This window comes from Streptococcus sanguinis (genome assembly GCF_050222175.1).
Classification (GTDB): Bacteria; Bacillota; Bacilli; order Lactobacillales; family Streptococcaceae; genus Streptococcus; species Streptococcus sanguinis_M.
On sequence record NZ_CP071420.1, the window covers coordinates 288369 to 301990 of the forward strand.

Sequence of the window (13622 nt, forward strand, 5' to 3'; positions counted from 1 at the left end):
GAGGAGGTTTTATGAACGATCAAGAACGTATTTTATCCATTTTGTTACGTTTGCAAGCAGGAGCTCGTCTATCAAAAAATCAATTAAGTGATGAATTCGGAGTTAGCGCCAAAACGATTCAGAGAGATTTCGCTTTATTAGGTGATTTTATAATGACTCAGCCCATGATAGCAGCTGAGTTGGCATACGATTCAAAACATCATACAAGATATTTAAAAGGAAAATCACTCTTTAATAAAAAAGATATTTTAATAATTTCTAAGATTTTATTAGAAAATAGAGCCTTAAATAAAGTAGAAAATGAGGACTTGTTAAAAAGCTTGTTGGGGCTTGTTTCAAAAGAGGAACAAAAAGAAATAGAAATGATTATCAACAGCGAAAGACTGAACTATGCCCCAATTACAGACGAGCAAAATCGTATTCAAAAGATTTGGGCATGGTCAGAGATTATTCGCAAGGAGAAGGTGCTAGAAATTGTCTACAAGAGTCCATATCAAGATAAAAAAGAACATTTAATTTTTCCAGTTTCTCTGTACTATGATATTCATTATTTTTACATTGTAGCTTACAATATTAAGAATGAGCATTATATGACCTTGCGTTTGGACAGAATCAAGACTTGGAAGTCCACAAAGGAATCTAAACCCAACATCTCTTATGGCAGAAAATTCAGGGATGGAGATATTCGTAATCAGCGAGTAGATGCTTTTTTGGGAAGAAAGATCACAGTTGAATTGGAATTCCGTTATGATCCAACTATTGTTTTAGACCAATTTCCTAATGCACAGGGCTTATCAGCTGCCGAAGGATGGACGCGGTTTAAGTTTGAGAGTCAATATACACCTGGTCTTAAGCGTTGGCTGCTCAGTCAAGGAGAAGCCGTTAAAATTTTATCGCCACAGTCTTTGGTTGATGATATTCAGAAGACGATGAAAGAAAGTTTAGGTTACTATCAATAAATATTTTCGAAATTTGAACTCATGTGGACATAAAATGTCCATCTAAAGGTGTAGAATTTATATATTAAGAAATAAAGGAGGCAAAAATGATTGAATGGATTGTAGTTGATAGGTTTGGCAATCAAATCGCAGGACCATTTTTTGATAAAATAGCAGCAGAGAACTTTGCAAAAGCAATTCCTAATGCTACTATTATTCCAAAGCATTAATGGATCAAAGATTCTATGCTGATAAGATTTTTAGGAGAAAATAATGAATATCAATGAAAAAGAAATAGGGTTTGAAAGTAAAAAAGTATCAGAAATATTGAAATGTGATAGGCTAGCAATACCAAATTATCAAAGACCTTATAAATGGAACAGAAAGCATGTCCGAAATCTTTTTTATGATTTACGAGATGCTATGGGAAAAAAGGAATATCAAGTTGGCTCTGTTATCTTGCATGATAATGATGGATGCCTAGATAATGATGGATGCCTAGATAATGATGGATGCCTAGATATTGTAGATGGCCAGCAACGATTGCTTTCTATTTCGCTATTTCTTTATGCTTTAGGTAGAGATAAAGAATTTAAAGGAGCAAGAAATTTACTTGAAGCTGACTTTGGAGAACTATCTTGCTATAATGCTTACGAAAATTATAATGAATGGAAGAATTTAATCCAACTTGTAGGTGAGAAAGAAGCTGAACAGGTGTGTAGTTTTCTACTTGAAAATTGTTCTGTCTCGGTGATTACTATGCCACAGGAACGATTATCAGAGGCCTTTCAGCTGTTTGATTCTCAAAATAATCGTGGAAAATCTCTAGAACCTCACGATTTACTCAAAGCTTATCATCTTCGTAAGCAAGATTCAGAAGATGAAAAGATTGTTGAAAAGTGGGAACAGTTTGTAGAGGATAAAGATTTAAGTCTCAAAGAGTTATTTGACCAACATCTCTTTCGTATGAGACGTTGGTCTCGGGGAGAGACAGGATTAACAAATAAGCGTTATGGCTCTTATCTCCGTTTTACAGAGGATTTTATCGATGACTTTAAAGGTGTTGATTTAAACCAGAACTTTCCATACCTAAAATTGTATCGTAATGTTGAAGAGTTCCCTATGTCAATTACCATGCCTATTATTGATGGAAGTAAATTTTTTGAATATATCGAATCTGCCCATCATACTATTAAAGATTATAAAGTTTTTTTAAATGAAAAGTTAGGATTTTCTGATGAGCTTGAGGCGGAAGAAAAAAATTTGACTTACCCAGAAGGTATGTTGAAAATTTACAATAGCTCAAAGGGACGCTATCTCAAGTGCCACAATATGTTCCTAAATATTTGTTTGCTTTTTGCAGAGAGATTTGGAAAAGAAGAGCTATCAAAGGAAATAGTAGAGACTTTGTTTATTTGGTCTTATTACCCCCGTGTTAAATCTCGAGCTATATATGATGCAACGGTAGGAAAATATGCTGCTGGGGGAAGTTTCAGACAAAAAGAGGTTCAAAAACTATTCCAACTTTTAGCCCATGCTGTAACTCCAAATGATTTCATGGTCAAGATAGATCGAGAATTATTTGAAAATTATACTGTGGAGCAGATTATAGAGGAGGAAAAAGAGAAATGGTAGAAACACATATAAGCTTATCAGTTAATCATTTGTTAAATAAAGATAGCTATGCTATTCCTCTTTATCAGAGAAATTTTGCCTGGACTTATGATGAATTAGAGCAATTATTGAACGATGTAGCAGATGCTTTTCAAGAACAAAGAGAAAATTACTATATTGGAACATTAGTCGTTAATGAAGAGAATGGTATTTTCAAAATCATAGACGGGCAACAGCGGACAACAGCCCTTAATTTGATTGCCTTAGCTTTGAAACATGAGTTTGGTTTTGATAGATTGAAAGCTGTCAATCTTACTTTCCCAGCTAGAAAGAAGTCAAATGAGAACATTCAAAAGTTATTCACCACGCAAAAAATCTCTGAGAATGATGAAAATGAACTGACTAGAGGCTACCGACATGCTCATGACGCACTGAAAAAAGTGCTAGAGGAGCGCCAATTTGAATCTCAATCGTTCTTTAATTATCTTTTTGATAAAGTCATTATTTTTCGTAGTATTCTTCCCAATGATTTAGATTTGAATCTCTATTTCGAACGATTCAACTCTCGAGGAGAACAACTAGAGGCTCATGAAATTCTTAAGGCGCAAATGATGGCTAAGTTTGGTGACGATCAAGAAATGACACATAAATTTGCAAGAATCTGGGAAGCCTGCGCAGAATTTGATAAGCCTGTTGCTACTCAGTTTAAAATGAGAAGAAAAAGGAAAGATGATTTTCAAGAACGAGAAAAGATTTTTGGTTGGCATTTTTCAAATTATGAATTTAAAAATCTTTATGATAACATTGATACTACCTTAAATGAAAAGAAGACACTAATAGAAGCATTAAATCATAAGATAATTGAAAATAGAGAATTTGTGGAAAAAGAATTTGGGGATTACAGTACAGTAGTTGATTTTCCGACCTTTTTACTTTGTGCATTTGCGCTCAAAAATGGGCAAACAGTTGGTGGTGTTCAGTTAGATGATAAAAAAATGTTATCATTGTTTGATGTAAAGAACCGTGATAAAAAATGGATAATTGATTTTAGTAAACTTCTTCTTACAATGAAGCATATTTTTGATAACTACATCGTTAGAAATTCAAATACGGATTCTTCAAGTAGAAATAAGGATGAATGGTTTTTACATAAGGGTACTTATTATGAATATCAACCAAATGGAAAATCGAAGGAGCACTATATAGTTGAAGAACGCTTTACTAATAATACGTTTTCAGATTCGGAGATTAATAAAAACATCATTCTCCTCCAATCCATGTTTGCTGTGACCTTCACTGCCAATCGAGATAGTCGTTGGTTATATGAAATCTTGCATTTTCTCTTCAACCATATGGAAGAGTTAAATCAAGCAGAATTTGCTGTTCGGTTTAAGGGTTTTCTTGAAAAAATGGCGGTGAGATATGCTGAAGAAAGATTGTTTACTGAGGATGGAAGTATAAAGAAATACGGGGATATTCCTGTTTATGCATTTAACTTTGTAGATTATATTTTATGGAAAAATCGTTCTGATTTAAAAGAAAAATATTCGAGTGTTGAATTTGAAGCTTTCAAATTTGCCTATCGCCGTTCCATAGAGCATTGGTATCCTCAGAATCCAGATGATCAGGATGGATTGAGCAAATTACCTGATGAATTTTTGCATTCCTTTGGCAATCTTTGTGTCGTTACAGATAGCCAGAATTCTAAGTTTGGAAATTTAGTTCCGAGTGCAAAATATAATCAATGGCAAGGTATATTCTATCGTCAAAGTCTAAAATTACAGATGATGGCAGCAATAACAGGACAACAAGATTCTGGCTGGGGAGCGGATCAGATAAAAGAATTGGAAAACGAGATTATGCCTATGGTAAGCAAATTTATAGAAAATAAAAAGTAAGTTGTCAGATCTAGATAATTTAAGAGGCTAATGTATATCCAATAGATTTACATTGGCTTTCTTTTTTGTTAAAATAGTCTATAGAAAGAAGGTGAGAGTATGTCAAAGACTAGTATGAGTATCCGCTTGGACAGTGAGGTCAAGGAGCAGGCTCAGCAGGTTTTCAACAGCTTGGGCATGGATATGACAACGGCTATCAATATTTTTCTTCGTCAGGCTATTCAGTACCAAGGGCTACCCTTTGATGTCAGACTGGATGAAAGTCGGAAGCTGATGGAAGTATTGGGGGATTTAGATCAAAATAGGAATATGAGTCAGTCTTTTGTGAGTGTATCAGACTTGATGGAGGATTTACGTGCTTAAGATTCGTTATCATAAACAGTTTAAAAAAGATTTTAAGTTGGCTATGAAGCGTGGACTTAAGGCAGAATGGTTAGAAGAAGTCTTGGAGTTTTTGATTCAAGAAAAAGACCTTCCTACTAAATATCGAGATCATCAACTGACAGCATCCAAGCACTTTAAAGGAGTGCGAGAATGCCATATCCAGCCAGATTGGCTCTTGGTTTATAAAGTGGATAAGGAAGAATTGATTTTAAACTTGCTTAGGACAGGCAGTCATAGTGATTTATTTTAATCTATTAAAAGATAATTGAGGGTTCTGAAGACGCCAGCACGATTAGAAATTTATACCTTATAATTACTTTTTAGAAAGGACTTTCTCATGAAACTTAGAATAAATGCCGAAGATAAGCCAGCGCAAAAAGTGTTTGATTACCAGCTGGATCTTGACCCAGATACGATTTTGAAAATGACCGCTTTGATTTGCGGTACGGTGGCAGCGGTTAGCCTGCTGTCCCTGTTTAAAGAGAATTAACAAAAGAAAAGGAGAAGCAGCATGGTTCTGCCAAATTTTAAAGAAAACTTAGAAAAATACGCTAAACTATTGGTTGCCAATGGTATTAATGTGCAGCCGGGTCACACGGTGGCGCTCAATATTGATGTGGAGCAGCGTGAGCTGGCTCACTTGATTGTCAAGGAAGCCTATGCTCTGGGTGCTCACGAGGTCATCGTCCAGTGGGCGGATGATTTGACTACGCGGGAGAAATTCCTCCATGCACCGATGGAGCGCTTGGACAATGTTCCAGACTATAAGGTGGCTGAGATGAACTATCTCCTCGAAAAGAAAGCCAGCCGCTTGGGCGTTCGTTCATCTGACCCAGGAGCTTTAAATGGCGTGGATGCCGAGAAATTATCGGCTTCTGCTAAGGCTATGGGGATAGCCATGAAGCCGATGCGGATTGCAACCCAATCCAATAAAGTCAGCTGGACAGTCGCTGCAGCAGCCGGTACAGAGTGGGCTAAGAAGGTCTTTCCAAACGCAGCCAGTGATGAGGAAGCGGTAGACTTGCTTTGGGATCAGATTTTCAAAACCTGCCGTGTCTATGAAGATGACCCAGTAGCCGCTTGGAAAGCTCATGAAGAAAAACTCAGCTCAAAAGCTAAGGTTCTAAATGAGGAGCAATTTACTGCTCTGCACTACACATCTCCGGGAACAGACTTGACATTGGGCTTGCCCAAGAACCATCACTGGGAGTCAGCTGGCAGTCTAAATGCTCAGGGCGAGTATTTCATTGCCAACATGCCGACAGAAGAGGTCTTTACAGCACCGGACTTCCGCCGAGCTGAAGGTTATGTGACTAGCACCAAGCCTCTCAGCTACAATGGCAACATCATCGAAGGCATCAAGGTGACCTTCAAGGATGGCCAGATTGTGGACATTACTGCTGAAAAGGGAGATCAGGTTATGAAGGATCTTGTCTTTGAAAATGCGGGTGCGCGTGCTTTAGGTGAGTGTGCCTTGGTGCCAGATCCAAGTCCGATTTCTCAGTCAGGTATCACCTTCTTCAATACTCTCTTTGATGAAAATGCTTCTAACCACTTGGCTATCGGTGCAGCCTATGCGACTAGTGTAGTCGGTGGAGAGAATTTATCCGAAGAAGAGCTGGAAGCAGCGGGTCTCAACCGCTCGGATGTCCATGTGGACTTTATGATTGGCTCTGATCAGATGGATATTGACGGTATCCGCGAAGATGGCAGCCGCGTAGCAATCTTTAGAAATGGAGACTGGGCAATCTAAGCTTTCGAGTTGCCTTAAATGACGCATTCCATAATGACAGCTTCCACTTGCTTCTTGAGAAGCCTTGCTAGAAATATAGAAAGAAGGGGCATATATGATTGGTAGTATGTTTGTCGGTTTTATTATCGGCCTTATCGCCGGGGCTATTACCAGCCGTGGGGAGCGCATGGGCTGTATCGGAAAAATCCTTTTGGGCTGGTTTGGTTCCTTGATTGGTCAATTTCTCTTTGGCCACTGGGGACCAATGCTGGCTGATACAGCTATTGTTCCATCAGTGCTAGGGGCAGTTATTCTCTTGGCTATTTTCTGGAGACGGGATAGTTAGAATAGAAAAAATACCTAGATAGTTTCTATCTAGGTATTTTCGATAATGATATGCAAGTTATTTACTCAATCACCAACATGCCGTCTTTGACTGCAAATGGGTCTTTTTCATTAATACGGTCATAGAACATGATGCCGTTGATATGGTCGATTTCATGCTGAACAACAATGGCGTTATAGCCCTTGAGTTTGATACGATGCTTTTGACCATCCTTGTCAAAGTAATCCACGGTCACTCGTGCATGACGAACTACGTAGCCCGGTACTTCTCGATCGACTGACAGGCAGCCTTCACCATCAGCTAAGGCTGCATCCTGAACGGAGTGGGCTACAATCTTAGGATTGTACATCAGCGTTTGCAGACTATAAGCTTCCTTAGGCGGATTGCCCTCTTCGTCGTCAGGGTTGGGAACTAAAACAGCGATGAGCCGTTTGGAAATATCCAGCTGGGGAGCGGCTAGACCAACACCGCCGCGCAGCCCCATTTTTTCTGCCGTGACTGGGTCCTGGGAATGCTTGAGAAATTGCATCATCTTCTCGCCCAGAATGATTTCTTGGTCTGATAGAGGGAAGCTGACTTCCTCAGCGATAGCGCGCAGGGTTGGATTGCCCTCGCGGATAATATCCTTCATATCAATTAAATGGGCTGGTTTGGTTAATCGTTCAATAACAGATATTTTTTCACTCACAGACATGATTCTCTCCTTTTTCTATCCTTCATCATAACATAAAACCTGTAAGAAATAAAGGCGGGAGCGGTTTTGACTGGCTGGGGGTGTCTGCTTTTTGATGGAGCCACAGGGACCCATAATATTCCTGACAAAGAAATTGCGTCTTGACCCAAAAAACTGTATGATAGAGGTAGTGTGAATTTTAAAGGAAAATAGAATGAAAAAATTGATGGAAAAGGTGAGTATCCTCTCGCTTTCTTTGATTCTGACGACGGCTTTTTCGATTTCCAGTGCCCAGTCGGCCATGTTTGCTTTTTATAAAGGGATTCCAGAAAGTTGGGTAGAACTTCTGGTTTCTTTGCCTTCGGCTGGGATTATGCTCATGTTACTGTTAAATCGTGTCATTGAAAAGTACCTGACCGAGCGCCAGATGATTGTGAGCGGACTTGTGATTTTTTCACTTTGCGGGCTTCTTCCTCTTCTTAACCAGTCTTACTGGCTTATGTTTGCCTCTCGGCTTGTCTTTGGGATGGGAATCGGTCTGCTTAATGCCAAGGCTATCTCAATTGTTAGCGAGCGCTACAAGGGACAGGAACGTGTTCGGCTTTTAGGACTGAGGGGATCAGCAGAAGTAGTCGGGACAGCCCTCTTAACTTTTGGCGTCAGTTGGCTTCTTCCTCTCGGTTGGCAGGCTGCCTTTCTCGTCTATAGCTTCGGTCTTGTGGTTTTGGCGCTTTATCTGCTTTTTGTCCCTTATGACAAGGTCTCTGAAAAGCAGCAAGAACAGTCTGAATCGACTCCTAAGCTAAGCCAGCAGGATTGGCAGTTAAGTCTAGCTTTTGCCTTTGTGGCGGGGGTTATTGTGCTGACCTATATCGCCATCAATGTGCGGGTGCCGGGGATTGTAGAGAAGTCTGGCATGGGGACACCCCAAACTGCAGGCATGATTCTTTCCTTGATGCAGTTGATTGGGATTGCAGCGGGCATCAGCTTTGCCAGTTTGACCCGTCTTTTTAGAGATAAACTGCTGATGCTTTCTGGTCTGGTTTTTGGCCTGACTCAGATTATTATTGGCTTCTCACCAAATCTCTTGTCACTCAGCTTTGCTACTATTAGCGCCGGCTTTGTCTATAGTGTCGGTCTGACGACCATTTTTTACACCCTATCCGAGCGCATTTCCGCCCACCTACTCAATCAAGCCACTTCTATCGTGATTTTAGGCTGCAGTATCGGAGCAACGGCCACTACATTTGTCCTCAGTTTCATCGGGAGCTTCTCCAATGCTCCAGCCTTTATCTTCAGCGTTTTGGGTATGGCTATGATTCTGACCTCGCTCTTTGTTCTAAGATTTAGCAAAGAAAAGAGCGGCATGGCTTCAGGAAGTTAGGAGGTTATACGATGCGTCTGGATAAATTTTTAGCAGAAAATGGTCTGGGCTCACGTGCTCAGGTCAAGCAGCTTCTAAAGAAAGGGCTGGTTTTGGTCAATGGCAGAGCAGAGAAATCACCTAAGACCCAGATTGATGAGGCAGCAGATGACATTGTCGTTTCTGGCCAAAGGCTGACTTATGAGAAATTCGTCTACTACCTTCTCAACAAGCCGCAGGGAGTCATTTCGGCGACAGAGGATGACCGTCATCAGACGGTTCTGGACTTGCTGGATGAGACTGCCCGTCAGAAAGAAGTCTTTCCTGTCGGCCGCTTGGATATTGATACCCACGGCCTGCTCCTTCTGACCAATAATGGCAAGCTAGCCCATGCCATGTTGTCACCCAAAAAGCACGTAGAAAAAATCTACCGAGCTCAAGTGGCTGGCCTGATGGAGCAAGCAGATGTAGAGCGATTTGCTGCAGGAATAGAACTGAAAGACTTCACCTGTCAGCCAGCTCAGCTCAAGATTTTAGAGCTGGATGAGGCAAAAGAGACTTCTCTCGTAGAAATTACCCTAGCGGAAGGTAAATTCCACCAGGTCAAGCGCATGGTGGCTGCCTGCGGAAAAGAAGTCACGGATCTTCAGCGCCTCACGATGGGGCCCCTACAGTTGGATCCTGCATTGGCTCTTGGAGAATGGCGGAGATTGACTATTGATGAATTAGAACGTTTAACAATTTTTAAAGTCGAGCTTTAAAATCCAGCACCTAATGAATAGGTGCTGGGTTTTAATTTACGCCGTTTTTGGGATGTATTCAAAAATTACTATATATCTTAGGCACAATTCTTTTGATAATTTCCTGATGACAATTGGACTGAATTTTGATTGAAAACGCTAACTATTTTGTTTATACTAATAATATAGGAGGGCTAGAAGTGTTATCAAATGAGCTCATTGAAAAATTTCAGCTTTTATCCAAATATTCAGATTCTTCTCTTGAGGAAATGGAAAAACTTCTAAAAATTAATCGTAAATATCTTATTCTGCAAATTGAAAAAATTAACGATGTTTTAGAATCTTTTCATTTTCCAGTTATTGAGGTGAAAGGAGGACGAATTAGAACTCCGGCAGTATCCTTGAATAGCCTTTTTGAAAAGATATCTCATCATACAGGTGACTATCTTTTTCATGAAGAGCGCTTAGAAATGATTGTGCTTTACATTCTGTTGGCTCAGCACTTTGTATCCAATCAGCATTTACAGAATCTATTGCAGATGAGCAGAAATTCAGTCCTGTCGGATATAAAAAGGCTTAAGCAACATTTACTTTCTTATCAGATAGAACTGTCTTATACTCGTAAACAGGGATATTTTTTAGCAGGAAAAACAAAAAAGCTCATTTATCTATTAGAGAAGACATTGAGTGAGCTTTTGTCAATAGCGAGTGGGCGCTGGGTACTTCGATATTTGCTTGAAGATTGTGGTCTAGAGCTTAATGATGGGGAAGTTGCAGACAGACTCGTTTTACTCGGAAAAAAGTATAACATTCATTTTTTGTCTGAAAAAACGAAAGAAGTAAGCTGTCTTATCGCTATTTTAAAAGCGGGGAGTTTAAAAATATGTCCTGACGATGATATTGTCTTAGGAGAGATATATACAAATTCTTTGTTTGATTTATGTGAAGAACTATTACAAACTTACCCAGAGTTGGCAGGCAAAAAGAATTTTATCTTTTCTCGCTTGCTAGGTTGTACAGAAGGAAATCTTCAAGTTTTTTCTGACCAAAGGGTATTTGAGTTGATGGAAGATATAATAGAACAGGTCAAAGCTCATACAGGAGCAGATTTTTCTCAATCTCCTCAATTTCGTCAAAATTTATACTCGCATCTTTATCCAGCGTATTATCGCCTGTTATTTGATATTCCTTTAATAAATCCATTGAAAGAACAGATTAAAGCAGATTTTGGCTCACTCTACTATTTGGTAAAACGAAGTCTTATTCCTTTAGAAGAATACGTAGGCAAACTATTAAGTGATGATGAGGTAGCTTACTTCACGATTCATTTTGGTGGATATTTAGAGGGAGAGTATAAGAAAGATAGTATACAAACTTTAAGGGCTTTGAGTATCTGTCCAAATGGAGTGAGTTCTTCCCTGATTCTTCAGGCGGAATTAAAGCATCTTTTTCCAAATATGATGTTTAAGCCTGTTCACCAGCTTGATGAAGCTAAAAAGATAGACATTGAAGAATATGACCTTGCTTTTTCAACAGTTCCGTTTGAATCAGAAAGACCAGTCTATATACTGCAGCCTGTTATGAAGGCTGTTGAAAAGACCATGTTAAAACGCAGAGTCATCAGTCAATTTTCTTGGATTGAAACTCAAGGAATTTCCTTAGACGGGTTGATAGAAATTATAGAGCGACATACAACGATTCATCACTATCCTGAGCTAATGAGAGAACTATCGAATTACTTGATAGGCTGGCAACAAGGTCAGACGAGAGGAGGATATGGTTTGACAGAATTATTAAAAAAAGAATTTATTCAACAGACTAATCAGGTCAAGGATTGGAAAGAAGCTATTTCTTTGGCAGCTGCACCTTTGCTGAGGGAAAATTATATTGAGCAGTCTTATATTGAAGGAATGATTGCTTCTGTGGAGAAGTTAGGAGCCTATATTGTACTAGCACCGAAAGTCGCTGTTCCTCACGCTGCTCCTGATTTGGGGGTAAACAAGGTAGGAATGAGCTTGCTGCAGGTGGCAGAGCCAGTTGATTTTGATGTAAAAGGAGATGAGGAAAAACAAGTTCAGTTGATTTTTGTACTTGCCGCCATTGATTCAACTGCGCATTTGAAAGCTTTACAAGAGCTTGCTATGATTTTAGATGACGATGAGTCCATAGAACAGTTAATTGCAGCAGAAAATTCAGATGAAATAATGGAAATCATTACCGAAACAATAAAGAATGGAGAAAAAGATGATTAAAATTGTCACAGTTTGTGGAAATGGTATTGGCAGCAGCTTACTTCTTCGGATGAAAGTAGAAGCCATTGCCAAAGATTTAGGAATAGAAGTAGAAGCGGAATCTTGTGATTCTAATGCAGCGGTCGGGAAGGGAGCGGACCTATATGTGACAGTGAAAGAATTTCAAGATATCTTTCCTGAGGGAACAAAGGTTTGTATAGTTAAGAGCTATACAAATCGCAAAAAAATCGAAGCAGACCTTGTTCCTGTATTAGAAGAAATGAGAAATCAATAAGAAGAAAGAATGGAGGTTCAGCCATGAATGGTATACTCACGCTGTTTCAAAATATCTTAAGTGAACCAGCCTTTTTAATGGGACTGATAGCTTTTGTTGGTTTAGTAGCTCTTCGAACTCCAAGTCATAAAGTTTTGACTGGAACACTAGGGCCGATTCTAGGGTATTTAATGTTAGCCGCTGGAGCAGGAGTTATTCAAAATAATTTATCTCCTTTAGCCAGTTTGATTGAAAAAGGGTTTGGTATTACAGGTGTTGTTCCCAATAATGAAGCTGTAACATCAGTTGCTCAGAAAATACTGGGTGTTGAGACGATGACAATTCTCATTGTTGGCTTATTGCTAAATTTATTATTTGCTCGTTTTACTCGCTTTAAATACATCTTTTTAACAGGGCATCATAGTTTCTTTATGGCTTGTTTATTGTCAGCCGTTTTAGGAGCAATTGGCTTTAAAGGAGCTGCCATGATTGCAGTAGGAGGATTTATATTAGGTGCTTGGTCAGCTATTTCTCCAGCCATCGGACAGAAATATACTCTTCAGGTAACGGACGGAGACGAAATTGCAATGGGACATTTTGGCAGTCTGGGTTACTATCTCTCAGCCTGGATTGGATCTAAGGTAGGAAAAGGCAGCACCAGTACAGAGGAGTTGAAAATTTCAGAAAAATGGAGTTTTCTTCGCAATACTACAATATCAACAGGTATTGTCATGGTTGTCTTTTATCTAATAGCAACAATTGCTTGTCTGATTCGTAGTCCTAAAACAGTTGAAGAGTTAGCAGCTGGTAAGAATCCTTTTATATTTGCTATCGTCAGTGGTCTAACTTTTGCGGTTGGTGTCGCTATTGTATATGCAGGGGTGAGGATGATACTTGCTGATTTGATTCCTGCTTTTCAAGGTATCGCAACTAAGCTTATTCCGAATGCTGTACCAGCTGTGGACTGTGCTGTATTCTTCCCTTATGCGCCTACAGCAGTTATTATTGGTTTTGCCTTTAGCTTTTTAGGTGGACTGATTGGTATGTTCATTCTGGGAGCAATAGGTGGTGTGCTGATTATTCCTGGTATGGTTCCTCACTTTTTCTGTGGTGCAACAGCGGGAATCTATGGCAATGCAACTGGAGGACGCAAGGGAGCTATTTTAGGTTCTTTTGTAAACGGCCTATTCTTAGCCTTTTTACCTGCAGCGGTTTTGCCAGTATTAGGTGAACTAGGTTTTGCAAATACGACCTTTGGTGATTTTGACTTTGGTGTATTTGGTATTTTGTTAGGTCGCATAGGAGATTCTGTTGGTCAAGTTGGTATTTATGTGATAGTAGCAGTTCTAGCAGTTATATTGCTTTTACCAAATTTCCTCAGCAAATCAGATACAGCACTGAATAATGTTTGCGACGAAGAAGAATAAGA

15 protein-coding genes are annotated in these 13622 nt (G+C 39.4%); 14 read left to right on the forward strand and 1 reads right to left on the reverse strand.

The genetic code is table 11. The annotated features are described in order from the left end of the window. Window positions 1–11 precede the first annotated feature (11 nt). From J1C91_RS01485 to J1C91_RS01525, 9 genes are all read left to right on the forward strand, one after another. The gene (locus J1C91_RS01485) at window positions 12–959 is read left to right on the forward strand and encodes a helix-turn-helix transcriptional regulator (RefSeq protein WP_125438837.1); all 948 of its coding nucleotides are present in this window, start codon (window positions 12–14) and stop codon (window positions 957–959) included. Window positions 960–1045: 86 nt separating this feature from the next. Then, the gene (locus J1C91_RS01490) at window positions 1046–1168 is read left to right on the forward strand and encodes a hypothetical protein (RefSeq protein WP_023916982.1); all 123 of its coding nucleotides are present in this window, start codon (window positions 1046–1048) and stop codon (window positions 1166–1168) included. 40 nt (window positions 1169–1208) lie between these two features. Next, window positions 1209–2573 carry a DUF262 domain-containing protein gene (locus J1C91_RS01495; RefSeq protein WP_125438835.1) on the forward strand — a complete coding sequence of 455 codons (1365 nt, stop codon included), beginning with the start codon at window positions 1209–1211 and terminating at the stop codon, window positions 2571–2573. Continuing rightward, window positions 2567–4450 carry a DUF262 domain-containing protein gene (locus tag J1C91_RS01500; RefSeq protein WP_125438833.1) on the forward strand — a complete coding sequence of 628 codons (1884 nt, stop codon included), beginning with the start codon at window positions 2567–2569 and terminating at the stop codon, window positions 4448–4450. Before J1C91_RS01495 ends, J1C91_RS01500 begins: the two co-directional genes overlap by 7 nt. Before the next feature lie 99 nt (window positions 4451–4549). Further along, a complete protein-coding gene (locus J1C91_RS01505; protein WP_002911650.1) occupies window positions 4550–4813 on the forward strand; it encodes a type II toxin-antitoxin system RelB/DinJ family antitoxin in 264 nt (87 codons plus the stop codon). Further along, complete coding sequence (locus tag J1C91_RS01510; protein ID WP_125438831.1) at window positions 4806–5084, forward strand: type II toxin-antitoxin system YafQ family toxin; 279 nt, start codon at window positions 4806–4808, stop codon at window positions 5082–5084. The genes J1C91_RS01505 and J1C91_RS01510 overlap by 8 nt, the downstream gene beginning before the upstream one ends. A gap of 87 nt (window positions 5085–5171) precedes the next feature. Next, a complete protein-coding gene (locus J1C91_RS01515) occupies window positions 5172–5324 on the forward strand; it encodes a hypothetical protein (protein ID WP_002911653.1) in 153 nt (50 codons plus the stop codon). Window positions 5325–5345: 21 nt separating this feature from the next. Then, window positions 5346–6587: an aminopeptidase gene (locus tag J1C91_RS01520; protein WP_125438828.1), complete on the forward strand. Its 1242-nt coding sequence runs from the start codon at window positions 5346–5348 to the stop codon at window positions 6585–6587. 94 nt (window positions 6588–6681) lie between these two features. Further along, on the forward strand, window positions 6682–6912 hold the full coding sequence (locus tag J1C91_RS01525; protein ID WP_002893807.1) for a GlsB/YeaQ/YmgE family stress response membrane protein: 231 nt from the start codon (window positions 6682–6684) through the stop codon (window positions 6910–6912). 61 nt (window positions 6913–6973) lie between these two features. On the opposite strand, the gene def is transcribed toward J1C91_RS01525, so the two are convergent. Continuing rightward, window positions 6974–7588 carry a peptide deformylase gene (def, locus tag J1C91_RS01530; protein ID WP_032905622.1) on the reverse strand — a complete coding sequence of 205 codons (615 nt, stop codon included), beginning with the start codon at window positions 7586–7588 and terminating at the stop codon, window positions 6974–6976. A gap of 211 nt (window positions 7589–7799) precedes the next feature. Here def and J1C91_RS01535 point away from each other — a divergent pair, with 211 nt between their 5' ends. The 5 genes from J1C91_RS01535 (at window position 7800) to J1C91_RS01555 (ending at window position 13620) form a co-directional block, all read left to right on the forward strand. Continuing rightward, entirely contained in the window at window positions 7800–8969 is a 1170-nt protein-coding gene (locus J1C91_RS01535; protein WP_125438825.1) for an MFS transporter, read from the forward strand. Window positions 8970–8980: 11 nt separating this feature from the next. After that, window positions 8981–9709, forward strand: a complete 729-nt coding sequence (locus tag J1C91_RS01540; protein WP_111675279.1) for a pseudouridine synthase — start codon at window positions 8981–8983, stop codon at window positions 9707–9709. A 179-nt stretch (window positions 9710–9888) separates the two neighbouring features. Continuing rightward, window positions 9889–11940 carry a BglG family transcription antiterminator gene (locus tag J1C91_RS01545; protein ID WP_260468957.1) on the forward strand — a complete coding sequence of 684 codons (2052 nt, stop codon included), beginning with the start codon at window positions 9889–9891 and terminating at the stop codon, window positions 11938–11940. Beyond that, a complete protein-coding gene (locus tag J1C91_RS01550; RefSeq protein ID WP_032908242.1) occupies window positions 11933–12214 on the forward strand; it encodes a PTS sugar transporter subunit IIB in 282 nt (93 codons plus the stop codon). Before J1C91_RS01545 ends, J1C91_RS01550 begins: the two co-directional genes overlap by 8 nt. 23 nt (window positions 12215–12237) lie before the next feature. Beyond that, window positions 12238–13620: a PTS ascorbate transporter subunit IIC gene (locus J1C91_RS01555; RefSeq protein ID WP_125438818.1), complete on the forward strand. Its 1383-nt coding sequence runs from the start codon at window positions 12238–12240 to the stop codon at window positions 13618–13620. Window positions 13621–13622: the final 2 nt, after the last annotated feature.

Bases quoted from the DNA above. Each gene is read 5' to 3' on its own strand.
- J1C91_RS01515 (WP_002911653.1), top strand. From the start codon at position 5,172: ATGAAACTTAGAATAAATGCCGAAGATAAGCCAGCGCAAAAAGTGTTT.
- J1C91_RS01485 (WP_125438837.1), top strand. From the start codon at position 12: ATGAACGATCAAGAACGTATTTTATCCATTTTGTTACGTTTGCAAGCA.
- J1C91_RS01490 (WP_023916982.1), top strand. From the start codon at position 1,046: ATGATTGAATGGATTGTAGTTGATAGGTTTGGCAATCAAATCGCAGGA.
- J1C91_RS01525 (WP_002893807.1), top strand. From the start codon at position 6,682: ATGATTGGTAGTATGTTTGTCGGTTTTATTATCGGCCTTATCGCCGGG.
- J1C91_RS01505 (WP_002911650.1), top strand. From the start codon at position 4,550: ATGTCAAAGACTAGTATGAGTATCCGCTTGGACAGTGAGGTCAAGGAG.
- J1C91_RS01550 (WP_032908242.1), top strand. From the start codon at position 11,933: ATGATTAAAATTGTCACAGTTTGTGGAAATGGTATTGGCAGCAGCTTA.
- J1C91_RS01535 (WP_125438825.1), top strand. From the start codon at position 7,800: ATGAAAAAATTGATGGAAAAGGTGAGTATCCTCTCGCTTTCTTTGATT.
- J1C91_RS01540 (WP_111675279.1), top strand. From the start codon at position 8,981: ATGCGTCTGGATAAATTTTTAGCAGAAAATGGTCTGGGCTCACGTGCT.
- J1C91_RS01555 (WP_125438818.1), top strand. From the start codon at position 12,238: ATGAATGGTATACTCACGCTGTTTCAAAATATCTTAAGTGAACCAGCC.
- J1C91_RS01500 (WP_125438833.1), top strand. From the start codon at position 2,567: ATGGTAGAAACACATATAAGCTTATCAGTTAATCATTTGTTAAATAAA.
- J1C91_RS01520 (WP_125438828.1), top strand. From the start codon at position 5,346: ATGGTTCTGCCAAATTTTAAAGAAAACTTAGAAAAATACGCTAAACTA.